General features: G+C 63.1%; 27 protein-coding genes. 16 read left to right on the forward strand and 11 right to left on the reverse strand.

Annotated elements, in window-relative coordinates:
* On the forward strand, nt 1–374 hold a 374-nt coding region (locus VGG51_09155; GenBank protein HEY1883188.1), incomplete at its 5' end, for a transposase.
* Nucleotides 371–1261, forward strand: a complete 891-nt coding sequence (locus tag VGG51_09160) for an IS3 family transposase (GenBank protein ID HEY1883189.1) — start codon at nt 371–373, stop codon at nt 1259–1261. The genes VGG51_09155 and VGG51_09160, both read left to right, overlap by 4 nt.
* A 190-nt stretch (nt 1262–1451) precedes the next feature.
* On the opposite strand, the gene VGG51_09165 is transcribed toward VGG51_09160, so the two are convergent.
* The 3 genes from VGG51_09165 to VGG51_09175 form a co-directional block, all read right to left on the reverse strand.
* Entirely contained in the window at nt 1452–3014 is a 1563-nt protein-coding gene (locus tag VGG51_09165; GenBank protein HEY1883190.1) for a multicopper oxidase family protein, read from the reverse strand.
* A 91-nt stretch (nt 3015–3105) separates the two neighbouring features.
* A complete protein-coding gene (locus VGG51_09170; protein ID HEY1883191.1) occupies nt 3106–4689 on the reverse strand; it encodes a sulfatase-like hydrolase/transferase in 1584 nt (527 codons plus the stop codon).
* A 200-nt stretch (nt 4690–4889) separates the two neighbouring features.
* Nucleotides 4890–5315: a VOC family protein gene (locus tag VGG51_09175; GenBank protein HEY1883192.1), complete on the reverse strand. Its 426-nt coding sequence runs from the start codon at nt 5313–5315 to the stop codon at nt 4890–4892.
* A 211-nt stretch (nt 5316–5526) separates the two neighbouring features.
* Between VGG51_09175 and VGG51_09180 the strand changes: the two genes are divergently transcribed.
* Nucleotides 5527–5703, forward strand: coding sequence for a hypothetical protein (locus VGG51_09180; protein HEY1883193.1), 177 nt, complete (start codon nt 5527–5529; stop codon nt 5701–5703).
* Nucleotides 5704–5809: 106 nt separating this feature from the next.
* Complete coding sequence (locus tag VGG51_09185) at nt 5810–6253, forward strand: DUF4239 domain-containing protein (GenBank protein HEY1883194.1); 444 nt, start codon at nt 5810–5812, stop codon at nt 6251–6253.
* A gap of 10 nt (nt 6254–6263) precedes the next feature.
* On the opposite strand, the gene VGG51_09190 is transcribed toward VGG51_09185, so the two are convergent.
* Nucleotides 6264–7028, reverse strand: coding sequence for an alpha/beta hydrolase (locus tag VGG51_09190; GenBank protein HEY1883195.1), 765 nt, complete (start codon nt 7026–7028; stop codon nt 6264–6266).
* A 178-nt stretch (nt 7029–7206) separates the two neighbouring features.
* On the opposite strand from VGG51_09190, the gene VGG51_09195 reads away from it, so the two are divergent.
* Nucleotides 7207–8199 carry a hypothetical protein gene (locus tag VGG51_09195; GenBank protein HEY1883196.1) on the forward strand — a complete coding sequence of 331 codons (993 nt, stop codon included), beginning with the start codon at nt 7207–7209 and terminating at the stop codon, nt 8197–8199.
* Between the two features lie 145 nt (nt 8200–8344).
* Entirely contained in the window at nt 8345–8728 is a 384-nt protein-coding gene (locus VGG51_09200) for an STAS domain-containing protein (GenBank protein ID HEY1883197.1), read from the forward strand.
* A gap of 13 nt (nt 8729–8741) precedes the next feature.
* Here VGG51_09200 and VGG51_09205 read toward each other — a convergent pair whose 3' ends face one another.
* Entirely contained in the window at nt 8742–10235 is a 1494-nt protein-coding gene (locus VGG51_09205; GenBank protein HEY1883198.1) for a helix-turn-helix transcriptional regulator, read from the reverse strand.
* A 126-nt stretch (nt 10236–10361) separates the two neighbouring features.
* Between VGG51_09205 and VGG51_09210 the strand changes: the two genes are divergently transcribed.
* On the forward strand, nt 10362–11297 hold the full coding sequence (locus tag VGG51_09210; GenBank protein HEY1883199.1) for an NHL repeat-containing protein: 936 nt from the start codon (nt 10362–10364) through the stop codon (nt 11295–11297).
* A 5-nt stretch (nt 11298–11302) separates the two neighbouring features.
* On the opposite strand, the gene VGG51_09215 is transcribed toward VGG51_09210, so the two are convergent.
* Nucleotides 11303–12526, reverse strand: a complete 1224-nt coding sequence (locus tag VGG51_09215) for a hypothetical protein (protein HEY1883200.1) — start codon at nt 12524–12526, stop codon at nt 11303–11305.
* Nucleotides 12527–12689: 163 nt separating this feature from the next.
* On the opposite strand from VGG51_09215, the gene VGG51_09220 reads away from it, so the two are divergent.
* Both VGG51_09220 and VGG51_09225 read left to right on the forward strand, forming a co-directional pair.
* A complete protein-coding gene (locus VGG51_09220) occupies nt 12690–12881 on the forward strand; it encodes a helix-turn-helix domain-containing protein (GenBank protein HEY1883201.1) in 192 nt (63 codons plus the stop codon).
* Nucleotides 12882–13080: 199 nt separating this feature from the next.
* Nucleotides 13081–15156, forward strand: a complete 2076-nt coding sequence (locus tag VGG51_09225) for an NB-ARC domain-containing protein (GenBank protein ID HEY1883202.1) — start codon at nt 13081–13083, stop codon at nt 15154–15156.
* A gap of 95 nt (nt 15157–15251) precedes the next feature.
* Here VGG51_09225 and VGG51_09230 read toward each other — a convergent pair whose 3' ends face one another.
* The 4 genes from VGG51_09230 to VGG51_09245 all read right to left on the reverse strand — a co-directional run bounded on the left by VGG51_09230 (nt 15252) and on the right by VGG51_09245 (nt 17742).
* Entirely contained in the window at nt 15252–15701 is a 450-nt protein-coding gene (locus tag VGG51_09230) for an SRPBCC domain-containing protein (GenBank protein ID HEY1883203.1), read from the reverse strand.
* A complete protein-coding gene (locus tag VGG51_09235; protein HEY1883204.1) occupies nt 15698–16042 on the reverse strand; it encodes a metalloregulator ArsR/SmtB family transcription factor in 345 nt (114 codons plus the stop codon). The genes VGG51_09230 and VGG51_09235 overlap by 4 nt, the downstream gene beginning before the upstream one ends.
* Nucleotides 16043–16174: 132 nt before the next feature.
* Nucleotides 16175–16387, reverse strand: a complete 213-nt coding sequence (locus VGG51_09240; protein ID HEY1883205.1) for a hypothetical protein — start codon at nt 16385–16387, stop codon at nt 16175–16177.
* The gene (locus VGG51_09245) at nt 16384–17742 is read right to left on the reverse strand and encodes an arylsulfatase (GenBank protein ID HEY1883206.1); all 1359 of its coding nucleotides are present in this window, start codon (nt 17740–17742) and stop codon (nt 16384–16386) included. Before VGG51_09245 ends, VGG51_09240 begins: the two co-directional genes overlap by 4 nt.
* 170 nt (nt 17743–17912) lie before the next feature.
* Here VGG51_09245 and VGG51_09250 point away from each other — a divergent pair, with 170 nt between their 5' ends.
* The 6 genes from VGG51_09250 (at nt 17913) to VGG51_09275 (ending at nt 22657) form a co-directional block, all read left to right on the forward strand.
* The gene (locus VGG51_09250) at nt 17913–18641 is read left to right on the forward strand and encodes a hypothetical protein (protein HEY1883207.1); all 729 of its coding nucleotides are present in this window, start codon (nt 17913–17915) and stop codon (nt 18639–18641) included.
* A gap of 99 nt (nt 18642–18740) precedes the next feature.
* Entirely contained in the window at nt 18741–20117 is a 1377-nt protein-coding gene (locus VGG51_09255; GenBank protein HEY1883208.1) for a cbb3-type cytochrome c oxidase subunit I, read from the forward strand.
* Nucleotides 20114–20692: a cbb3-type cytochrome c oxidase subunit II gene (locus tag VGG51_09260; GenBank protein HEY1883209.1), complete on the forward strand. Its 579-nt coding sequence runs from the start codon at nt 20114–20116 to the stop codon at nt 20690–20692. Before VGG51_09255 ends, VGG51_09260 begins: the two co-directional genes overlap by 4 nt.
* Nucleotides 20689–20844, forward strand: a complete 156-nt coding sequence (locus VGG51_09265; protein ID HEY1883210.1) for a hypothetical protein — start codon at nt 20689–20691, stop codon at nt 20842–20844. Before VGG51_09260 ends, VGG51_09265 begins: the two co-directional genes overlap by 4 nt.
* Nucleotides 20844–21716 (forward strand): cytochrome c, encoded by an 873-nt coding sequence (locus VGG51_09270; GenBank protein ID HEY1883211.1) that lies wholly within the window; start codon nt 20844–20846, stop codon nt 21714–21716. Before VGG51_09265 ends, VGG51_09270 begins: the two co-directional genes overlap by 1 nt.
* A gap of 113 nt (nt 21717–21829) precedes the next feature.
* The gene (locus tag VGG51_09275) at nt 21830–22657 is read left to right on the forward strand and encodes a hypothetical protein (protein HEY1883212.1); all 828 of its coding nucleotides are present in this window, start codon (nt 21830–21832) and stop codon (nt 22655–22657) included.
* Here the strand turns inward: VGG51_09275 and VGG51_09280 are convergent.
* Nucleotides 22654–23394, reverse strand: coding sequence for a diphthine--ammonia ligase (locus tag VGG51_09280; protein HEY1883213.1), 741 nt, complete (start codon nt 23392–23394; stop codon nt 22654–22656). The genes VGG51_09275 and VGG51_09280 overlap by 4 nt on opposite strands.
* Nucleotides 23395–23483: 89 nt before the next feature.
* Here VGG51_09280 and VGG51_09285 point away from each other — a divergent pair, with 89 nt between their 5' ends.
* Nucleotides 23484–24029 (forward strand): hypothetical protein, encoded by a 546-nt coding sequence (locus VGG51_09285; GenBank protein ID HEY1883214.1) that lies wholly within the window; start codon nt 23484–23486, stop codon nt 24027–24029.
* The last annotated feature ends 2 nt before the right edge of the window (nt 24030–24031 follow it).

Below are 24031 nucleotides of genomic sequence, written 5' to 3' on the forward strand. Positions count from 1 at the left end.
CTGCGCGGCCGACGCGCCGGCGTTTTACGGTCGAGGAGAAACTGAAGCTCCTGGCCGAGTACGAAGCAGCCCAAACGCCTGAAGCTCGCGGCGCCGTTCTGCGGCGTCACGGCATCTACAGTTCGCACATTTCCCTGTGGCGCCAGAAGCGCGATAGCGGTGGGAAAGCGGCGCTCGATCGCAAGCGTGGTCCCAAGCCCAATCCCGAAGCTCGTGAACTCGAGAAGCTGCGTCGTGAGAACGAGCGGCTGCTCAAGCGCAACGCGCAGCTCGAAAAGGTCGTCGAGATCCAGGGAAAAATGCAGGCGCTCTTGCAGCAGCTCGGGAGCAAGGAGACAGCGCCGCCGTCCGAGCCATCACGCAGCAAACGATGAGCGCGCTGTTCGATGCCGGCCTTTCGCAACGCGTAGCCTGCCGTAGCACCGGCACCTCACGAGCCAGCTGGCACCGGTGGCACAAAGCGACGGCGCCCGCGGCATTTCACATCGTTCGCAGCGGCACTCAACCGCATGCGCTGACGGTGCACGAGCGAGCGGCGGTGCTGGCGGCCTGCAACTCCGAGCGCTTTTGCAACAGCGCTCCCCGTGCGATCGTCGCCACGCTGCTTGACGAAGGGCAGTACCTCGCCTCAGCGTCGACGTTCTACCGCATCCTTCGCGCTCACGGCCAGGTGCACGAACGCCGCGCGATCGCGACGCATCCAGCGCGGATTAAGCCCGAACTGGCAACCACGGCGGCCAACCACCTGTGGAGTTGGGATGTGACCAAACTGCCTGGGCCGGCCAAGTGGACATGGTTCAGTCTCTATCTCGTGCTTGACGTCTTCAGCCGGTACATCGTGGGTTGGGAGGTCGCGACGACTGAGTCGACGGCGATCGCTAAAGCGCTGTTTCGCGACGCGGTTCGCGAACAAGGCGTCCCACCCGGGCAGCTCCACATCCATGCTGATGGTGGCGCGATGATGAAGGCCAAATCGCTCGCGCTGCTCTTCGCCGATCTGGGTATTTCCAAAAGCCATTCGCGACCGCACACGTCCAATGACAACCCTTATTCCGAGGCGCACTTCAAGACGCTCAAGTATCGCCCCGGGTTCCCCGAGTTCTTCTCATCGGTGCAAGCCGCGCGCCTGTTCATCGTTGATTTCGTGCGCTGGTACAACCATGAGCATCGTCACAGCGGACTGGCATTTCTCACGCCGGCCGATGTGCACTACGGCCGGGCGGCCGACGTGCTCGTCAAGAGGAACGCTGCCATGCAGTGAGCCAGGCTGCAGCACCCACGTCGCTTTCGTCGCAGCCGGTCGAGAGGAGCGATCCGGCGATGACGCAGGCCACTGCGCCAAAGCCGCGGGCGCGCATAAAGTTGCTCATGCTCAATTAAAGCAAGCGCTTGATGAAGCAAAGATTAGGAGGAGCTTCCCTTTCCTTAACGGCGCCTCCCGAAAGCCGTCATCAGATAACGCGAATCGAGGCCATCATACCGCCGTCTTCGTGATCGAGGATGTGGCAGTGGTAGACGAACGTCCCGCGGATCGCCGGGTTACGGAAATCCATCAAGACGATGGCCGCGCCGGGCGTACCGGCCGTATGCGTGTAGCGCATCGGCGGGACGGTCACCGTATCGACCCAGTGAAGCGGACGAGTCGCGCGGCCGTCGATCGATTCGACCGCGAAGTGAACCTGGTGAATGTGAAAGTCGTGCACCTCATCGGTTTTGTTGATCAACACCCAGCGTTCGACCGTCCCCGCGTGGGCCACCACTGATGGCGGATCCCCCATATGAAACTTTCTGCCGTTAATGTAGAAGCCGTCGACGTCTTCGGTAAAGATAATGTGCCGGGTCGCGGCGATGGCCGGAAGCCTGGCCGCTCGCGGGCTGCGCGGCAACGGACGCGCGCGCCGAAGATCGGGCGAAGACATTGCGCCCGGCGGCGCGCCGCCATCGGTTCGTAAATCGGCAAGAACGACTTCGGGATCGCGATCGCCGGCCTCGCCGCTGACGTAGCAGCGCGAACGCATGACCGTCGGATGCGAGAGGCCCCGTACGAGGAACTCGGCCCGGCCCGCCGGCGCTACGACGATATGACTGAGGAATTGCACCGGCGGCGAGCCGGCAAAAGCGTCCAGCGGAAAGCCGTCGAGCGCGACCAAAGTCAGCTGCTCGCCGTCTACCTGAAGGTCGAAATAGCGCCCAGCCGATGCGTTCACGACGCGGAAGAGCTGCCACTCGCCGGGATCGATTCCAATTGTCCGGCGGGGGGCGCCGTTCATCGTCACGCCCAGCCCCGGCGTGGAGGCGCACGGCTGACCGACGGAATCGTCCGAGTCTACCAGGGTGAATCGTCCGGCGCGTTTGCGGGCGGCGATGATCTTCGACCGATTCGGTTCGGGACGGGCTGCAATTGGGATGCCGTCGTAGTCTGGGGGAGTCTGCACGTTGCGCAGCATGATGATTCTTTCGCGCATCGCAGCGAGAGCCGGCAGGTGCTGTTGCAGTCCCTCGACGACGATCGCTCCCGACATGCCGCTGGTTATCTGCCAATAGGTCTGTCCGTGCGCGTGCGAATGATACCAGTAGAGCCCGGGCGGCTGCTCGCGCGACACGTGGACGTCGTAGTCGAGCGACTCGCCGGGGGCCGCTAGACGCATCGCGTCGTCGGACGGCGGATACGGCGAGACTTCCAGCCCGTGGAAGTGCAAATTAATAAGGTTCGGGGCGTCGGTGCCGGACGGTAAGTGATTCGTCAGCTTCACGCGGATTTCATCACCAGGCCGAAGACGGATCGTGGGAGCCGAGCCCACCGTACCGGCATAAGCGAAAGCTGGGGCACCGGTAGACGGGTCGACCACGGCCGTCAGCTCGAACGAAACGACGCCGTGCTGCGCCCTCACGACTGGAATTTCAAATGGCGCCGGCGGCGCCGCAGCCTGCCGGTTACAGCCGCTCGCTACGAGCAAGCCAAGAAAGAGCAACGACGGCGCAGCAAGCCGCACGAACCAATCATTGACCAGCAACCGAAACGCTGGTTTAAGCGCAGCTTATGCCGACGTTAACCTTTACCACGCGGAGGCCGAAACGCGCGCAGCGCACGACGATCGACATCGGTTACTTCGGGCCGTTGGCTCCCATGGCTTTGCTCAGGAGTTCGCAAGCGTTTGCGCCGACCTCCTTCTCGATAAGTTCGTTGAGCAGCGCATTCATACGCAGGATCGTCTCGCGGTTCTTCTCCGGTTCCAGAGCGAGGTTGCGCACTTCTGCCGGATCGTCTTTGAGGTCGTAGAGCACGACGTCGTTGTCTTTGAGGATCTCTTCCAGCGAATGCGGCGTGTTGCAGGCGGCCGGCGCATAGTAGCGGCCAAACTTGTAGCGGCCGTCAAACACCAGCGAGAGCAGCCCGCGTTTGCGAATGTTCGCCTCGGACAGCGGCGGGGACGGTTCGTTTGCGAACTGCGTGTCCATCGTCTTTTTGAGAAAGGCTCCGTCGACCGTCGATGGCCCGACGTAGTTGAAAAGGATGGCCGGGCGGATCTCCCCTACGCCCGCTCTTTCGGGTTCGGCAAGTAATGAGGAGAAGTCGTGCCCGGGCAACGCCTTCACGGCGGCGGGCCGCTCCGAGCTGGGCAGGCCGGTCAGCCCAACGAAGGTCGGCAGCAGATCCAGGTGGCTCGTCAGCGCAGGGCAGGTCGCGCCGGCTTTCGCGCTAGGGTGCGCGACGATCAGCGGTACGTGGACGTTTTCCTCGTAAGCGAACGGCCCTTTACCCTTGAGCCCGCCGTGAGCTCCGCCCATCTCGCCGTGATCCGCGGTGAAGACGACGACCGTATCCCGCCACAGGTCCATCTCGTTCATCACGTCGACGATTTGCTGTATGCCGCGGTCGACGTCCGCAATCGCGTTGAGATAGTAGTTGTAAAAGATCGTCCACATGTCTTTGCGATCGGTTGGGATCACGCCGGACCAGCCGTCCCAGCCCGTTTTGTATTCCGAGAGCGCGTTGGGCATGCCCGGCTTCGCGAGCGATTCGTCGAGGCTCGCCGGAAGCGTGAAGGCCCACTTCTTTTCGTAAATGGAGTTCTGCGGCGGAGGCGGTACGGCCGACGGCACCACCGGAATCTGAACGGGCGGCTGACCCGGAACGTTACCGTCTCCGTACATGATGTCGTGCGGATTGACGAAACTCGCGACCATGAAGAACGGCTGCCCGGTGCTGCGGGAATCGCCTGCGGTTTTGCGCAGGTAGCGTTCGCTTTCGCCGGCGATGAAGAGGTCGTTCTCGTAGCCGCTGTCGGGCGTGCTGCCGATATCGCCGCCCGAACCGAAGGTGTCGAAGCCGTAGTGCTGCGCGGCATCGCTATAGTTGACCGTAGGCTTCGGATTGAGAATGTCCTTGTCCATTTCAAACTTGCCGAAATAGGCAGTCTTATAACCGAGGCCCTTCAACACCGATCCCATATTGGGCATTTCGGGGCTGAGGCTGCGTACGAACGAGAACTGCATCTGATCGATGACGCCGGTGACCTGCGGCGGCTGGCCGGTGAGGAAGGATGCCCTGGATGGCGAGCACTGCGCCGCGGAGATGTAGTGGTTTCCGAAGGTCACCCCGTGGTCCGCGAGCGCCTTCATCGCGGGCAGCGAGTACTCCGATCCCGCGAGGAGCTTCTCGACTCTCTGGTCGACGATGATAAACACGATGTTGTTGAGCGGCCGGCGATTGGCTAACGCCGCTTCTGGAAGCCGGATGAATCCTAAGGCTGCAAAGAACTGCGCGCATCGTTTAAGAAACCTGCGCCTCGTGCTACCTCCGCGAACCATTTTTACTCTTCTCCTCTACGCAGCATACCGAGGTTGACGGGTGCCGCGGTTCGCGTTTCGGTATTGCGACCCCTTGCTTACCTCGCTTGCGGCCGATAGGTGCCGAAGCTCCAGATGTGGCCGTCGGGATCCCGCACGGCAAAATCGTGCGAGCCGTAATCGGTGTCGTTGAGTTCGCGCACGATCTCCGCGCCGGCGGCTTTCGCGCGGGCGTACCCTGCATCGATCGCGTCTGCGCTCTCGAGGCCGAAGTAGATGCCGCCGGTGACGCCGCCGAGGCTCTTGGGACTCTTTCCGTACGGATCGTCCTTGACGGTGCCGAGCATAATCAGATTGCCGGCGAGCTTCAACTCGGCATGCGCGACGCTTCCGTCATCGGCGAGGCAGACCTCGTGCTCTTCGAAGCCCAAAACCGACTTGAGCCACGCGATCGCGGCCACGGCGTCGATGTAGCGGACGCTCGGATAGATGCTCTGTGCGGTGCTAACGTTCGTCGTATTCATGCGTCCAGTATACGGTCTGCCGCAAAGCCCGTCTTGGAAAAATGTTCGCGCGACTTCGCAGGGCAGCAAAGGTCGCGAACCCCTTCCGAAAGCTCGGCCCACGAACGACCTATGGCCTGGACGTGCCCGGGGTTTCAATGCGCTGCTTTTTTGCGAATTCTCAGGTCTCCTGAAGGCGACTCGCGCCGTGCGATGTAATCAAAGTCTGGCCATGACGGACCACTCAGAAAACAAACGCTCTCCGGCAATCTGCGACGAGGTCCCCGGCCGCGGTTGGAAGAGCCTCAAGGATCAGCTCGCCCGCGCGAAGGCGCAGCGGACCGACCCTCTCATGCTCGTTGAGGTCGAAGACGCGCTTCGGGCCATCCGCGGAGCCGGCCGCAACTAGCTGTGGCGCCGCGCGACGTGCGCGGCTTGCGGCTCGCTCATCGCCGCTCCTTCGCGCCCCAAAGCCGCGATCGCGTCGTTGTCCAATTTTTCGCGCAGCGCTCGGGATGCCGTCCGCCCAGCGCGGCCGGGTGCGCCGTGACGTGCTGCTCTACGCCAGACTAATGGTCGACCGCGAGTGGCCCGCGATGCGCGCCGCGACCTACGACAAAGATGCCGATCTCATCGTGATGGATGCGATAGGCGCCGCGGGCGGATTCAATCCGGCGAACCTCAAGGAGACTAATGCGCAAAGCGCCACCCTGCAGCAGCTGGGCGCACTGCACGACTACCGTTGGCGACGCCTCGCCGATAACACCTTCGCGCTCTCACCCTTCGAGTGGCTCGTCCTGCTGATCGGCGCGACTGCGATTGTCGGATTCTGCTGGCTCTTCGGGCTCGAGAACAAGAACGTGCATCTGCTGATGACGTCTGCTGTGACCATCGTCGTGACCGCTACCCTCGTGCTGCTCTTCGAGCTGCAGTATCCGTTTCAGAGCGATCTGCTGTGACCGCGCTGGATCACTGGCCCGCGGCCTGGAGGATGAGATTCGAGATCTCTTGCGGATGGCTGACGAGCGAGAGATGGCCCGCGTCGACTTCGATGGTCGTCGCTTTCATGCGCCCCGCCATATAGCGTTCCAAATCGGGATTGATCGTGCGATCCTGTTTTGAGACGGCGTACCAAGATGGTTTTGAGCGCCAGGCCGCAACCGTCGTCATCGCCGTCGTGGGGAGCGCCGCCGCGTTCGAGGCTTGAACGGCATATAGGAGGCGCGCCCGCGCAGGGTCGACGCCATTTGCGAAGTCGTTCAAAAACGCGTCCTCGTTCAATTGCGAGAATCCTTGAAACGTCACGAGCCCGGCGCCGGCGGGAGCCGCAGGAAATCGCTTTGCGAGTGCTGGATAGTTTTCGCCGGCGTCGGGTGCGCGGGCCGCCACGTAGACCAGCGCGGTAACGTTCGGCGCGACGCCGGCCTCCGTCAAGACCATTCCGCCGTAGGAATGTGCCACGAGAACCGTCGGGCCGTCTTGCATCGCGAGTACCCGCTTCGCTGCATCGACGTCATCGCCGAACGATACCAGACGATTCTGCACGGCGGTCGCCCGCAGGCCGGCGGATTGTAAACGCGAGATGACGTCGGTCCAGGAGGATCCGTCGGCATACAGCCCGTGAATCAGCACGACGTTGCGAACCCCGCCTGCAGCCCGGGCGACCCCGTGCAGACCGGTCAGCGTGCTCGCCGCTCCAGCGAGCATCGTGGTCGTAAAAGTGCGCCTGTCCATTATGCTGTGCTCCTTTGCGGTGCGATTTCGGGGCAACGCGGCAGGATGACTGCCCGGCGCGGCGCCGTGTCCGAGAGCGCTCCGCAGCCTTGCCGCACCTAGGTCATTACCTATTGTCGAGAGCGGCGCGTGCGGCATAGAATCACAAGACTCAACACGTTAATCGGAGGCTACCTGCATGCCGCACCTCGGCCGGCGTTTTCCACTGTTCGTCGCACTCGTCTTGGTCGCGCTGACCGGTTGCTCCGGCGCCGGATCGATCGGTTCACAAAGCGCTCCCCCCGTTACGCCCTTGCGGTCGGGAGTCATCCGGCAACCCAAGCCGCCGCAGGCGCAGCCTGCGCGTACCGTACGCTCCGCCAAGATCGAGCGGGATCTCTTCGTCTCCGACGGGAGCGGGTCGGTGCAAGTGCTCGCGAATCGCAGCCACAAGAACGTCGGGCAGATCACCGGCGGTCTCAACGGCGCCGACGGCGTCTGGGTCGACAAAGCCGGAAATCTCTACGTCGCGAACTACAAAAGCGCGCAGGTGACCGAGTACGCGCCGGGGAGTTCCTCACCCAAGTGCACGTACTCGAGCGGTCTGGTCGATCCGATCACGGTCACGACAGACCACTCCGGTAACGTGTACGTCGCCGATTTCAACGATTTCTCCGATCCCGGCTACCTTTATGAGTACGCGCAGTGCAGCAACACGGTGAAGAAGCGTTATACGGTGATACTCGGGCCGACGGGGGTCGCGGTCGACCGCCGTGGAGACATTTTTGTGATGGCGTGGGCGGAGGGGTATGGCTATCTCCTCGAGTTCAAACGCGGGAGATCGACTCCGACCGCGCTGGGCGCCACGGTGAATGTTCCCGGCGGTCTCGTCATCGATGCGAAGGGCAACCTCATCGCCGACGACCAGGAGGTCGCGTCGTACGAGCCGGGCTCGATCGATGTGATCGCGCCGCCCTACTACCAGACTTCGGTACCGCTGATCCAGGGTATCGGCGATCCATATCACGTCGCGCTGAACAAGCAGCAGAACCGGCTCTTCAGCGCCAACGTGAGCTCCGGCACCGTGACGATCTACAGTTATCCGGCCGGTACGTTGCTCAAGACGCTGGGGCCCAAGCAAGGGCTTACGTCGGTCTACGGGGTGAGCGATTCACCAAACGCCGTATATTAAATTTCAGGCGCTTGCCTACTCGGCGGCGGCCGATTCAGGGATGGGTCACAGCCTCATTTCAGGATTTGCCCATCCTTGCGGAGTAGGCTGGTTGAAGGGACCTCACGACCCCGCCCGGTTTGGCGGCCCAAGAGGAGCGAACAGCATGCAGTGTGTGAACCTTCAGCCCACCAAGCCTGAGACGCTCGACGTTTTCGTCGTCGATCTCGTGGGAGAGTTCGATCTCTCGGAACGCGACCGTCTAATGGATGCCTTTGGAACCGCAAAGAGCGCGCGGCTCGTCTTCGCGAACCTCGCAAAGACGTCGTACATGGATTCGACCGCCCTCGAGTGCTTGGTACACCTTCACGCGATGACCCGCATGCGCGGCGCCGCCTTCATTCTGCTGGGCGTGCAGGGAACCGTGCAGCGCCTCTTTGAGATCTGCGACTTGGATAAGGTCTTCGACATCCGCAGCACGCTCAGCGATCTGGGGATGGCCTCCATTACCGCGCGCCGGCTTACGGTCGAATCGCGCGCGAGAGCCTAACCCGAGCCGTACCTTACGCTCGACGATCGAGCAGATCGTCAGTCAGCTGCCAGCGCGCGCGTAGATCCAAGCACTCAAAGATCCTCGCAACGTGGTTCGCCACGGTCTTTCGGCTGATGCCGAGCTCGCGCGCGATCGACGGATTGCTGCGCCCTGCCGCGACGAGCCGCGCCACCTGGCGTTCGCGCGCCGAGAGGCCGGGCCGCGTCTCGTTCGGCAGCGGCGACGGCGCGTTCGGCCAGAAGGTTACGGGCGAAGCTTTGCCGATTGCGAGCGCGAGCTCGTCGACCCGCTCGCGGTACGCGCGCCGCCCGGTCAGGCGATAGCCGCAACGGTACGCCGCGAGCAGATGATGCACGGGCGAATACGAGCACAGCGCGTCGACCGCCTCGTCCACGGCGGCGATTGCGCCGCGCCGGTCGCCAAGGGCCTCGAGCGCTTCGGCGCGGATGCGCAGCGCCGCGCCTTCGCCGCGAAGGTGAGCGTGCTGCCAGTCGCGTAACGCCGCGCCCGCGCGTCGTTCGGATTCGGCAAACCGCCCCGCCTTGAAGAGCACTCTGGCTTGCAGCGTGGTGAACGCGGGGCTCCATTCGAAGGTTCCCTGGTGATACTCGCTTCGCGCGCGCTCGAACTGCGCGAGCGCATCGGGAAATTTACCCTGGGCCGCGGCGGCGGCCGCGCCGACCATCGCGTCGTCAGTCGCGAGCCCCAAGTGGTAGGCTGCGTCGGAGAGTTCCTCGTGCAGCCAGCCGCCGTTGGTCGTCGGGATCGGTTCGTCGCAGTACAGCGTGAAGAAGAGCGTGTTGTAGAGCGCGTCGCAGGCGTCGGAGAGCAGACCGTTGGCAATGGCGATCGAGTACGCGCGGGCGTTCTCCGAAATTGCCAAGTGCACGCGCTGCGGAGCGTGCAAGTCGATCACGGCCCGTGTCGCTAACAAACGGGTGCGGGTCAGTGGCTCGTCTCCCGCGCAAAGGTCCAGGGCCGCTTCGGCCTGATCGCAAAATGCGAGCGCTTCGCCGAAACTGCCGGTCGCATAGCCGTGAACTCCGGCGCGTAACCAAGCTCGGGAGGCCAGCGACCAGAGGTGGCGGTCGCCGCTCAATCTTGCCAGCGCGTGCAGTTCGTGCACGGCCGCTGTCATCTGCGCCTTCTCGCGAGCGGTAAACGCGCAGCGCGCTCGCGCGAGCAGAAGTTCGCCGTGCGCCCGGCTCGTTACCGCGGGGCCCGCCCGGCGTGCGTGTTCGGCGGCGCTCGCGTAGTACGCGCGCGCCGAGTCGATGCGAGCGGCATCGCTCTCGACTTCCACCAGGCGGCTCAGCGCGGTAATCTTCGCGTTTTCATCGGAGACGGTCAGCGCGATCTGCGTCAAACGGGCGGCGGCGGCGTTAAGCTCGCCGGTACGGTAGAGCAAGTCAGCCGCATCGAAACGCGCGGAGAGGAGAGCCGCTCCGACGGTAGCCGGCGAGCGGGGCGGGTCGAGACGCGCCGGCCCGAGGATCATCCTCATCCAGGTTCTCGAAGTGGGATATCGAGTCCGTCCCCATATGGCCGCTAGGTAATGACCTATTGTTGCCGGGCCGTGAATTCTTTAGACTGATGCGACGCTACGATTTCTCGCTGGAGGTGTATCCCAATGGTAACGCTTCGCCGCTCGCTCGCCGCAGGTGCCGCGCTCACGTCGGCGCTCCTAGTTGGGTGTTCCGAAAATAACGCATTGGTGCGGCCGTCCGTGCCCGAAACGATACCGGCCGTTCGAGCCGGCGAAGCAACACACCGTCCGATTGCCGACAAGTCAAAGCCGTACATCTACGTTGCCGACGACTACTCGAACACGGTGTTTATCTTCAGCGTCAAGGGCGGTTACGTCAGCCAGGTCGGGAGCATAACGCAAGGTCTCGCGGGCCCGCAGGGAATCGCCATCGATAAGGCCGGCACGCTCTACGTTCCGAACACCAACGCGGCGAACGTTACCGTTTATCCGGCGGGGCAGATGTCGCCCTCGCTTACCTTGAGCCAAGATCTCACCGTTCCGGATTTCGTTGCCGTCGATCGCAGCGGGAACGTCTGGGTCTCCAACGCCGAGGTGCCCGGCAGCGTCGTAGAGTTCCCGAAAGGCAGTACGACCCCGAGCACGGTCCTGACGACGGAAATCAACGGGCCTGAGGGCTTGGCCTTCGACGCGAAGGGAAATCTTCTGGTCGTCAACGCCGGGCTCGGCAGCGTCGCGGTCTTTCCGCCCGGTGCAACCTCGCCCTCGAGCACCTTCGGTTACGGCCAGTTCTCGTACCCGCTGGGTATCGCGGTCGACAAGCGGGGTCTGGTCTACGTCTGCGACTTCGCGCAGGCCAACGTCGTCGTCTTCTCGAGCAAACACAAGTTCAAAAAGACGATCTTCACCAACCTCGATTCCGGTCCGATCGCCTTTCGCGACAAACTCTTCTACGTCGGCGGATCGGACTTGAGCACCGTGCTCGACTTCCACGCGAACGGGAAACCGGGCGTGATACGGATTCACAACAACTTGCTCTCCGCATTCGGTGTCGCCGCCGATCCTCCGACGCTTCCGTAGTAACGCTAGCCCGAGGTCTCGCCCGCGATCCACTGATTGTTGTAACGATAGAGCTCGTGTACGCGCGTCTCATTGTCGAGATAGAAGACGTGCTGAGCCTGGCCGTCGTCGTAGTACGCGGCCGAGTTGCCGGATAAGGGGCTCGCCGTGCTCAACGGCGGCGTGGCTCCCGAGCCGGCGGAGAAGCTGAGGGTCGTGTTGCTCCAGCCTCCGCTGTTGTGGTAAAGCTCCTGGATGTCGTTGTTGACGTCGATGTAGATCACGTGGTGGCTCTGCTCGTTTTCGCACGCATAACCGACGAGCGCCGTGTTGACGGCCGGCCCTGAGGTCGAGATCGTGTGATCCGGCTGCCAGCCGCCGTTTCCCCACCACAGTTCGTGCACCTTATCGTCGTCGCCGAGATAGACCACGTGCAGCGTGTCTTCGTAGGCGCAGGCGAACGTTGCCAGCGGCGCGTTTGCGGCCGGCGGCGCGGCGTTCGTCGCTTCGCTCAAGTTATTGCCGCCCCATCGGCCGTCGTAGAAGTACAGCTCGCGAATCGTGTTGTCGCCGGCGATGTAGATGACGTGCTCGGAGTTTTCGCGTTCGAACATCGTCGCCGCGAGCGAGATGTCCTTGAGATTCGGAGCCAGCACGCCCGTATAACCGGTGTCGGCGGAAAGGTTGTTCGATTTCCACAACGGACCGCCGCGAACGTTGTCGTACTGGCCGGCAATCCAGTAGAGCTCCCAGACGTTGCCGTCGGCACCGACGTAGACGATGTGCTGCGACTGCTGCGATTCCCAAGCATAGCAGGCGATGCTGCTGCCGCTGGCCGCCGGCGGCGCGCCGGTGCGTTCGGTTATGTCGGGGAAGAGCGCGGCCGCTAACGACCCGCCCGGGAGCCAGCCCGGCGGCGAATACGTGCTGTCGTCGAGCGGGTACGGCAGCGCCTGAATGTGATTGTTCTGGTCGATATAGCACAGAAAGAATCCGGCCATCGCTTCGAACGTGTTCATCGCGATCGGACCGTCGCCGCGCGGACCGGCGCCGGCACGCGGAAACGGCAGCGTGAGATTCGCCTCGGACTGCCATTGCCCGATGAGGTCGATCGTCTGCCAGGGAGATCCGGGATTGCCGACTTCAATAAACTCATAGAGTAGCTGGTCGCTGCCGACATATCCGAACGCCTGCGTGCCGTTCGCTGCGACGTAGCAGCTGGCGATCGTGGTGGTATTCGCGGGTTGCATTGGGCCTCCATCGTAGAAAGTGTGCGCGTGAGACTCGCTTGCGGCCTCTCAAACGATGATGCGCCGGATGCGCCGGCCGCAACAATCGACGCCTCCACAAAATACCTCTACAAGTCGGCGCCGCGCGTAAGGACCCCATTCCCGGCTGCGCGAAGCCCTTGCGATGCGCGGTGACCAGGCGCAGGCGCCCGCCTCTTCGAGTTTCGGAACGCTGCTGCGGCACCATCGGCTGGCGGTTGGGCTCTCCCAAGAGGCGCTCGCGGCGCGCGCTCAGATGAGCACGCAGGGAATCGGGGCGCTGGAGCGGGGCGACCGTACGACGCCGCAGCGCGCAACGCTCACGCTCTTAATTTGAAGCGCTGGGGCTCGACCCCGCCGAGCGCCAGGCCTTCGAAGCGGCGGCAGAGCGCCCCAAGGCACTGCGCGCAGGCGACGGCCGCGCAGCAAAGACGCTGACTTCGGCCGGCCATGAATCGGCCGCTTTCCACAACTTACCGCGCCAGCTGACGGCGCTCATCGGACGCGAGGAGATCCTGGCCGAGGTCGCGGCGCTGATCGAAGAGTCGCCGCTCGTGACGCTCGTCGGGCCCGGCGGCGTTGGCAAGACGCGCATCGCACTGCAGGTCGCTTCAAATGTACCGGATCGGTTCGACGACGGCGTCTGGCTCGTCGAACTTGCGCCGGTTTCAAGCGGCGAGTACCTGCCGTCCACGGTCGCGCAGATTCTGGGCATCTCGCTGCACGGCGCCGGCGATCCGCTCGAATCGCTCGTCGAGAACCTTCGCTTGAAAAATACGCTGCTGATCTTCGACAACTGCGAGCACTTCGTGCGCGAGACGAGCCGTGTCGTCGCGGCCATCCTGCGCGGCGCCGCGCGCGTGCGCATCGTCGCGACGAGCCGTCAGAGCCTCGGCATCACCGGCGAAGCGACGTTTCGAATTCCTTCGCTCCCGGTTCCGGATGCAATCGCGCTCTTTGCGCAACGCGCCGCCGCCGCCGACGATCGCTTCGAGCTCAACGACGATAACGCCGCGGCCGTCGGCGAGGTTTGCCGGCGCCTCGACGGCATTCCGTTAGCGATCGAACTGGCCGCCGCCCGCACGACGATCCTCACGCCGCGCCAACTGCGCGATCGGCTGGACGAACGGTTTCGGCTGCTTACCGGCGGCGGTCGCGATGTGCTGCCGCGCCAACAGACGCTTCGCGCTGCGCTCGACTGGAGCTACGACTTGCTCGATGAAGGCGAACGCGTTCTCGCTCGACGCCTCGCCGCGTTCGCGAACGGCTTTGCGCTCGAAGGCGCGGTTGCGGTCGGCGGCGGCGACGACGTAGATTATGCAGGCGTGTTCGACGCGCTCGCGTCGTTGGTCGATAAATCGCTCGTCGCGGCTGACGACGACGGCGGCGCGCGACGCTATCGAATGCTCGAATCGACCAAAGCGTACTTGCGCGAGAAACTTGAAGCCGCCGGCGAGCTTGCGACCTCTTCGCAGAAGCATCTACAGTACTTGCGCGATCTCTTTGCGGCTGCACGCGCGTGGGCCGAGCGCAGCGGCAGCGCGGCGGAACTTAACGCACTCGTGGTAGCGGAGCTTGAAGACGTGCGCACGGCCCTCGCCTATGCCGCCGGCGCCGAGGTGCTGATCGGTGCCCAGCTGCTCGTCGCGATCGGCGACCGAACGGATCGAATCGGCCTGACGGCCGAAGGTTTGGCGCTCCTCGAGCGCTTCGCTCGGCTCGTGCCCGCTGACGAACGGGTGCGCAAGTCGCAGCTCTGGACGGCCATTGCGCGTACGTCTCGTACGGACCGCGTACGGGCGTTCGAGGCGATCTCGACCGCACTTGCCTTCGCCCGAGCTGCGGGCGATGACGCGACGCTCGCCGACGCGCTCCTCGTATACGCCGGCTCACTCATTCACCTAGCGAGGTTCGAGGAGGCGGCCGCGGCGATCGAGGAGGCGGCGACGCTCGCATCGGCCGACGACGTCTGGCCGCAGCTGCGGATTCTTTTTACGAAAGCGAACGTTAGCGTCGCGATGGGCGACCTCGATGCCTCGGCCGAGGCCTACGAACAGCTCTGGGGGGCCAATCGGCGGCTCGGGAACACAATGCAGGCCAACGGCATCGCGGTTTCACTCGCCGATATCCAGCATCAGCGTGGTAAAACCGCGGCCGCCGTGACGCTCGCCTACGACGTGCTCGGCGCGTTGCGCGCGGACCGCGATCGTCAAGCGCTGGTGGGCGCGCTTGCGAACCTCTGCGGCTATCTCGTCGCGCTCGATCGATTGCCGGAGGCGCGCGCCGCAGCACTCGAAGCGTTCGACAGCAGTTCCGAGCGCGAACGCAGCGGCATCTTCGTAACCGACGCCGTAGAGCACGCCGCGCTGGCCGTCGCCCTCAACCACGACCTCGAATCCGCCGCTCGGCTAGCCGGCTACTCGGAAGCCGCGTTCCAACGCGTCGGCTACGAACACGAGTACACCGAACGCGCAACGCGAACCCGCCTCGAATCCCTCCTGCGCGAAAAGCTCACCCCTACCGAATGCGATTCGCTCCTATCGGCCGGCGCCGCGCTCTCAACCGAAGCCGCCATACGCTTAGCGATCGAGAGTGTGTCACGCGTGTCCTGAGCTTGTCGAAGGATTGTCGAATATAGGGCGTTCGTCTCCTGGCCATTAGGCTGGCGGCGCTGCGAGCCGCTCTTGGCGCGCGGTCTTGTGCGCGGTCAAAGAGCCGTGCCGAGTTTATCGAGGATCGCGGCCCAGCCTTTTTCGTGGCCGTCGCGCGATTCGTCGGTGGCGAACTGTTCGTGGGTGAGCACGAGCTCCGTCCCGCCGTCTCGTTCGTTGAACTCCAGCGTCAGCAACGACTCGTGTTCGTCTTCGGGCTTGTCTTCTTCCCAGCGCCAGGTCATTACGATCCGCTCGGGCGGCCGAACCTCGCGGTACGTGCCTCCAACGTACCAGCGCTCGCCGTCGCTCATCTGCATCCCGATCTTGTACGAACCGCCGGTGCGGACGTCCATCTGAACCTCGGGTACGGTAACCTCATCCGGGCCGAGAAACTTCACCGCAAGTTCGGGTTTGGTCCAGGCGTCGAAAACGCGCTGCCGAGGAACCGCGTAGATGCGGCGCAATACGAGTGCCGGGGCGATCGGCGTGCGTGTGTTGTTCATCGGTTCTTCTTTCGTTTGGGAGTTTCGGTAAGGAGGGTATCGAGGCGATCGAGTGCCGCGTTCCAGAAGGTGCGCTGCTTGTCGATCCAGCTCGAAGCGGTTTTCATGACGGCCGGCGATAGCGTGCAGCGGTGGACGCGCCCCAGCACCTGCCGCTGCAGCAGCCCCGACTCTTCGAGGACGCGGACGTGCCGCGAGATCGCTGGCTGCGAAATCGAAAAACCCGTTGCGATCTCGCCGACGGTTAAGGGCCCGCGCGCCAGCCGCTCGACGATCCGCCGTCGAATCGGATCGCCCAGCGCGGAGAAGACCGCGTCGAGGTTTTCGGAACTATTAACCATAATGTTATATAACGATAGCGTTAATCGTACCGCTTGTCAAGCGCGTCGGCCGTGGGCCGACGCAGCGACGGCCTCGCCGATGCGAAGCCGTCGTCGATGCTGCTCGTGGTTTTAGGTTAGGGACACAGGGAACTAGTTGCCGGTCGGCATGGGTATTTTGACGCCGTCCTTGGCGAGCGCTTCCCGGACGTGCGAGAAGCGTTCATACGCGGAAAGCGTGATCGGGCCGGTGTAGCTCTCGCTCTGCTGCGGACGCGGCGGGTATTTCACGTACGTCTGTGCGATTTTCTTCATTTCGTCGCCCATCGTGACGAGGACCCAGGTGCGCTCGGTGAAGTTATTCATAAAGAGATCGTAGCGTTCTTGTGGATCCTGCCAGAGGTCGAATATCTGCGGTACGGTAGCGACGTACTTCGACGCTCCCTTCCAGCCGAGGTTGCTGTCCACCGCCAGCCCGCCAGTGGATTGACCGTCGTCACCGCGAAGATTGAATACTGCCTTGTAGTTGCCGGCGCGCAGCCCCCAGGCAGCAACTCGTCCTCGGTGAAGTAATGCCAGACACTGCGCGGACACGGCCCCGTTCCAAAAAGAACCGGCGAGAGGTCGTAGCTGTCGAAGATGATTGGCTTGCCCTCCCGGTCGTTCTCGGGCAGTTTCACGCCGGCGATCGACGCATAGGTGGCCATTAGGTCCAGGCCGCCGCAGATGTCGTGATTCTTCGAGCGCGCCTTGATCTTTCCAGGCCACCAAGCGATTGCGGGGACCCGCGCGCCCCCTTCGCGGACCGTACCCTTCGTGCCGCGGAACGGCGTGTAGCCGGCATCCGGATAGACGTCTTGCCAGGCGCCATTGTCGGTCGTCCAAAACACGTACGTGTTTCCGTCCTTATCGTGTTCGCGCACCTTGTCCATGATGCGTCCGACTCGAGCATCGAGCTCCATGAGCGAGTCGGCATACTTGCTCTTCGAGAGCGACTTGTGAATGTAGTCCGGGTGCGGCATGTTCGGCTGGTGCACTTTCATGAAGTTCACATGCGCGAAGAACGGCTTGCCGGACTCGTACGCGCGATCGAGGTAGTCGGTCGCCGACTTCTCGACGTAACCGTCAAAGAAGGGAATCCCGACGACGCCCTTCTCCGGCGTATCGACATATTGGCCGTTGATCTTGAAGTCTTCGTGTGCCTTTTCGCCGGCCTTGCCCGAAAGCGAACCTTTGGTTACCTTCGCGAACATCGCGCGCAGCTCGTCGGGCATATCGGGGAACCAGGTCGGATCCGCGTAGGTGTACGCGTTGAGGTGATAGAGGCCCACGTGTTCCATCTCGTCGTATCCCTGGGCATTCGGAAGCGCGTAATCCGACTCGCCGAGATGCCATTTGCCCGTGTAGAAGGTCTGGTAACCCGCGGTTTTCAGGACCGAGCCGAGCGTCCATTCAGCCGCCGGCAAACCGCCGCCCTGGCCCTGAAAGGCAACGGTCGTCATGCCGCTGCGGTTCGGAATGCGCCCGGTCAAGATTGCGGCTCGGCCGGGCGTACAGCTCGGCTGCCCGTAGTTGTGAAAGAACGTCATGCCTTCGTCCGCGAGCCGGTCGAAATTCGGTGTGGGTATGCCGCGGCCCAGGCCGCCTCCGTAGGCTCCCAAATCGCCATACCCGGTGTCATCCGAAACGATGAGGATTATGTTTGGCTTTGATGCTGCCATGACTCACTTTCCGCTTTAAATCTGTGTGGGGGCGGTGGCATTTAGCCTAGGGCTTGCCGGCACCCTCCTCGGACGCAGCATAATGTGCGTGTACCGTCAGCGCAGCTTAGAAAGGAAATGCGATGAACTACCTGCTCTTCGGGTCTAGTCCGTGGCTGCTTCCGATCGTCATGATCGTCGTGCTGGGGGCCGCCATCGAGCTACCGGCTCTTTGGGGTAAACGGCTGGTATCGGGTGCCAAGGTTCCCGATTCTGCATGGAACATAATTCAAGGTGGGGTGCTAACGCTCGTGGCCTTCATGCTCGGGATTTCGTTTTCGCAGTCACAGGCGCGGTTTGACGCACGCCGGCAGCTTGTGGTCACGGAAGCAAACTCCATTGGGACCACGTGGCTGCGCGCGGATCAACTTCCTGAAAGGGAGACGAGGCAGTTTCGTGCTCTTTTAACCGATTACACCGCAACGCGATTGCAGATGTATCGAGGGCTGCTGACCTCAGAGGAGGTCGACCGCGCCCAAGCCAGGAGCGATGCTTATCAGGGCCGGCTCTGGGCACTGGCGTCGAGCATGCTGCGCCGGCAACCGCAAGATCTTGGCCGTTCGTTGCTCATGACGGAACTCAACAGTACGATCGATGTATCTGCGGAACAGCGCAACGCGCTTACTCATCACGTACCGGCCGCCATCGACGAGCTGACGCTCTTGCTCGTTCTGCTCGGCGCCATTTTTATTGGCTTCGGGTTCGCGCGCCTCGGCGTGAATCCGCGAATGCTGGGGGCCGCATACGTGATTGCATCGGTTCTCGTGATAACGGCGATGATTGACCTCGATCGCCCGCAGAAAGGATTCGTTCGGGTTAATCTCGATCCGCTCGTCGTTCAGCTGCAATCGATGCGGTAACGTGCCCGAAGCTTTTCTAGGTCGTCATCAAGACGCAGGGTGACTTGCGGGGCCTCTGGGCTAGTCCGTTGAACTTCCTGAGCCGTCGGAGGGATAACCGTGCGGCTAACGCTCGATCGCGACGCCATCGACCGCGACGATAGCGCGCTCTTTAGCGCGTTCACGATCTCGGCGACGTTTTGGCTGCTGCTCACGACCGCGGTCGGCCTCCTCCTGAGCTTCAAGTTTCCCTATCCCGATCTCGCAACGAGCCCGTTTCTCTCGTTCGGCCGGCTTCGCGCGATTCACACGAACGGAACGTTTTTCGGCTGGGCATCGGTCGCGCTGACCGGTGCGGCGATCTACGTCGCGGCCCGCACCTCGGGCGTTCCGGTCGTCGGAAAGCGGCTCGCCTGGGCGTCGCTTTGGTGCTTCAACCTTGCCGCCCTCGCCGGCACGATCACGCTCGATCTCGGAATGAACTACGGCGATCAGGAGTATCGCGAGTGGATATGGCCCGTGCGACTGCTCTTTCTCGCTGCGGTTGCGCTGGGCGGCCTTACGGTCGTGCAGACGGTCGCGCACCGCGTCGAGGAGACGATCTACATCTCGAACTGGTACACGATCGGCGGATTTGTCTTCACCACAATTCTCGGCGTCGTCGCCATCCTGCCGTGGTATCAGAACGGGCTCGGACAAGTGGCGGTGCAGGGTTTCTACATGCACAACGCCGTCGGCATGTGGTTCACGTTTCTCGCACTGGGCCTGATTTACTACGCGCTGCCCAAACTCCTGAATCGCCCGATCTATTCGTACGCGCTCGGGATCTTGGGATTCTGGACGAACCTGCTGTTCTACCCGGTGATCGGCGCGCACCACTTCGAGTTTACGCCGTTGCCGTGGTGGTTTCAGACCCTCGCCATCGTCTTCTCGGTCGGGATGCTGGTGCCGGTCTTTGCCGGTACGGCGAACTTCACGCTTACGATGCGCGGCGGGGCCGAAGCCATTCGCCGCTCGTACGCGCTGCCGTTTATCGTCGTCGGCATTTTCTATTACTTTGCCGGTTCGAGCCAAGGGACGATCGAGGCATTTCGCAGCCTGCAGAACATCTGGCACTTCACCAACTTCACCATCGGGCACTCACACGCCACGATGTACGGGTTCATCACCTTTATCGCCTGGGGTGCGATCTACGCGCTGCTTCCGCGCGCGACCGGCAAGGAAGCCAATGGGACGCTAGCGCGGATCCACTTCTTGTTCGCGACGGTGGGCGTAACGGCGTACGTGGTGATGCTTTCGATCGGCGGGACGCTGCAGGGACTCGATTGGGCAACCGGCGGCCCGTTCATCGCCTCAGTTGAAAGCGCGGCGCCCTACTGGCTCGCGCGCGCCGTCGCGGGCGCGATGATGTTCGTTGCGCACCTCGTCTTCGCGTACAACGTCTACCTCATGACGCGAACGCGCGGGCGCCCGGCACCCGAGGCGGCCGCCACATGAATCGTGGAATGAACAACCCGTGGTCGATCGTCGCGGTGAGCGCACTTGTCTACGGCACGCTCGCGGTCGCGACCGGGATAATTCCCGGCATCACGCTTTCCGCTTCGAAACCAACGCCGGGCCTCCGGCCGCTGAACGCGCAAGAGGCGCGCGGCCGAAACGTTTACGTCAGCGAGGGCTGCGCGTACTGCCACAGCCAGGTCGTGCGTCCGCTGCAACAGGATCTGGTCTTCGGCCGGCCGTCGGTCGCCGGGGACTACGCGTACTCAACGCCCGAACTGCTCTCGGACCACCGTAACGGACCCGACCTCACGAACATCGGGAACCGTCAGCCCAGTGCGGCCTGGCAGTACATCCACCTGTGGGATCCGCGCGCGCTCGTCAGCCAATCGATCATGCCCAGATACACGTGGCTTTTCAAGGTGCAGCCGCACGCCGCACCGGCCGACGTCGTCATCGCAGTGCCCCCTGGATTTGGGCCTCCGGGCGGCGTCGTGATTGCAACGCGGCAAGCCCAAGATCTGGTCGCCTATCTCGAAGCGCTCAAGCAGGTCCCGCTTAAGGCGCAACGATGACGATGTCGGGCGATCCGTCGGCCTGGGCGATCATCGCGATCGGCGCGGCCTTCACGGCATGGACTTTCGTTGCGGCGATCTACTGGATCGCGCGTCCGGGCGAAACGAATCCGGATCATCCCAAAAACCTGATTCTCAAGGACGAGCGCTGATGGGCGAGTCGCCGCCGCGGGCGCCGCTCGACCCCGTCTCGATCGCGCTCTATCTCGACGATGATGCCGATCCGATCGGCACGTACCGGCCGCCGGCCAACGTCACGATCGACACGACTAAACTCAGTGACGGCAATCACGTGCTCCACATTCACGCCGTCGATGCGACGGGGATCAGCGGCGTGCGCGACGTCCCATTCGTCGTCGCCAACGGTCCCGGCATCACGGTGACCGGCCTGCGCGAGGGCTCGCGCGTTCGCGGCGCCATTCACTTCGACGTCAACGCATTCGGAGCGAACGAGCCGTTCGATCCGGTTCGGGCCGAATCCGTCGGGCCGATTCCCGCCTGGACGTGGGTGCTCGTGGCGATCGTTCTCGGGTGGGCGGCGTGGTACGGCCTCGAGTATTTTCAAACACCGGCCGCCTTCGCGCAAACGCCCACGTACGCGCCCAATCCGGCGCTTGCGGCGGCGAACGCTCCCGCGACGACGGCGTCGGCGCCCGCGCAGCAGCCGCGCGGTACGCGCGCAAAAAACGTCGCGGGCTTCGATTACGGGGCGCTCGGTGCGTCGACTTACGCGCAGAGTTGTCAGGCGTGTCACGGCGAAACCGGAATGGGCGTTCCCGCGACATTCCCGGCGCTGGCGGGCGACCCGGTCGTGACCAGCAGCGAAGCCCAAACGCAGATTCGCATCGTTCTGCATGGGCTCTCAAACAAGGTGATCAAAGGTACGAAGTACGGCGCTCAAATGCCGGCGTTCGCGTCGCAGCTCTCCGACGCGCAGATCGCCGCCGTTATCGATCACGAGCGGACCTCATGGTCGAACAACGCCCCGCTCGTCACCCCCGACCAAGTAAAACGCCTCCGTTAGCCAACCTCGCGCTTTCATCGCGAGCCCCATGCGGTGTCATCCTGAGCTTGTCGAAGGATGTCGAAGGGCGAGCGAGCAGGCGTGGGGCCTAAAAGCCCGCGAAGCAACGCGCTATGGAGATCGTAATCGCCGAGAAGGGCGCTTTCTATTTCGAGCCCGCGATTACGGCGGAGGAAGCGCGAGGGCGGGCCGGCGCGCACAAGGCCTCGGCCTTAGGAACGCTCTCCCGGCTCTTCGCACGCCCCAAAAACGAAGATATCGCGATGACCGATGAAGGGCTATGGTACCTTCCGGTGTGGCATGCCAAAGCCCATCTCCATTCGATCTTCGATCGCCGAGAATCGCACAAGCTCCCGATCAAGACCAAGCACGCCGTCTCCGTGACGGTAAACGGGAGTGAGTACCCCGTTGCCGCTGCCGCGATCGAGCTGGAAGTGGTGGAGCACTGCGCGCGCGACGAGCAAAAGGAACTGTGGCTCGATGCGCTGACGAGCCAGCCGATCAACGTGCAGGCGTATCTAAAAACGCCCGCAGCCCCCGTCGATCTCGACGACTTCGCGCCCGAGAACGCGAAGATCGTGACTCCGGTGATCCGCGCGTCGGCGGCCATTCAAACACTCGTCGGCGAGGATTTTCGTCCGACCGACGCCGACGACGTGAAGGAAGAGAAAGTAACCGTCGAGTGCATCGATCTGTACCTCCGGCCGACGTTCAACTTCAAGTTCGTCTGGACGGCAAAGAACAAAACGGCGAACGTCGCCGTCGATGCGATCACCGGAGAGCTCCAAACCCAGCCCGATGCCGCGATGGCGGCCGTCGCCAAGCTGCTCAAGCCCGAGACGCTCTTTGATTTGGGAGCGGAAACGCTCAATCTCGTCGTGCCAGGCGGTGCGATCGCGCTGAAAGTCGCCAAGGCGCTCGCCGAGAAACGGAAAAGCTAACCGCCGGGGCGCGGCACGAGATCGCAAAACCAAAATCCTTTGGCGCTGCGCGTGCTCGACGTCGGCGCGCTTCCGTCCTTCGACGGGCTCAGGATGACGGCGGGTTGGTAGACGATCTCTCCAACGTCCACCGCAATACGGTTTTTGAAGATCGGGCCCGCGCAGGCGAAGGTGTGGAACTCCCCGTTTTCACCGCAGGGATCCACGTCGGCCGGAAGCGAGTCGATAAAGCCCCAATCGACGGTGCGGCCGAGCGTCGTTTCATCCAGATACGCATCGCTCACGCAACAGACGATCGACGCAAAACCCAAATCGATGAACTCTCCAATAACTTTGCGCGTGTCGAGTTTCCAGAGCGGGAAGAGCCCGCTCATCCCGATTTGCGCGAGCCGCTCTTCGCGCCAGCGCCGCAGATCCTCGAGAAAGATATCGCCAAAAGCGACGATCGACACACCCTGCTTTCGGTACGCGAGCAGATGCGCCGCCATCGTTTGCTCGTACTCCTCATTCGTGCCGCTGCTGACCGGAACGATATCCAACGGCAGGCCGATCTCGCGCGCCTGCGCTTGCGCTAGTTCGAGCCGAACCCCATGCATGGAGACCCGCGCGAAGCGTTCGTTCACCGTGGTGAGGAGCGAGACGACCCGATACCGCTCGTCCGCTAATAGCCGATGCAGCGCAAGCGCCGAGTCTTTCCCGCCGCTCCAGCAAAAGACGATCGGCTCACGCTTATCCAAAAGGAGTCAGCCGCCGCTTATCGTTTGCCGGTTGGGAGGAAGGCTGCGTCTTGAGGAGCGTACACATGCATGAGATCGGAGGTGCTTTCGTGAGAATAGCCGCTTGGGCGTTGGCGCTCGTGCTCGTTCCTTCCCTCGCGGCGGCATCCGCGCCGTTGACGCCCGCGCAAGTCATCGCGCTCGTCAAGGCGACGCCGCAGCTCAAGATCGATAAGAGCGTGCCGCCGTCGCTAGGATTCGATCCCAAAACGCATCCGTTCGTCGACGTCGTCGGCACGCGCGAAGGGCAGACGATCGGCGGATATCTGGCGAGCGAGGACGCCCGCCAGGGAACGCTGACCAGCGGCTTCGTCGTGCTCGCTGTTCCGCTCGACAGCGGCGGAAGCGGCGGCGTCTTTACCCAACTCGTCTTTGCCCGCCGCGGCAGCGTTCCGTTCTTCTATGCGGGGCACATCGATTCGGGCGGCCATCTCGACGTACGGTTCAAAAACGGCGCGATCGTCGCGACGCTGCCCTACTATCGGGCCAACGATCCCAACTGCTGCCCGTCGAAGATGATCGTGCAGACCTACACGATCCGCGACAACAAGCTGCACCGAATCTCGCAGCGCATGATGCCGACGCCGAAGCCCTAGCG

The organism is Candidatus Cybelea sp., from assembly GCA_036489315.1.
In the GTDB taxonomy this organism is placed as follows: domain Bacteria; phylum Vulcanimicrobiota; class Vulcanimicrobiia; order Vulcanimicrobiales; family Vulcanimicrobiaceae; genus Cybelea.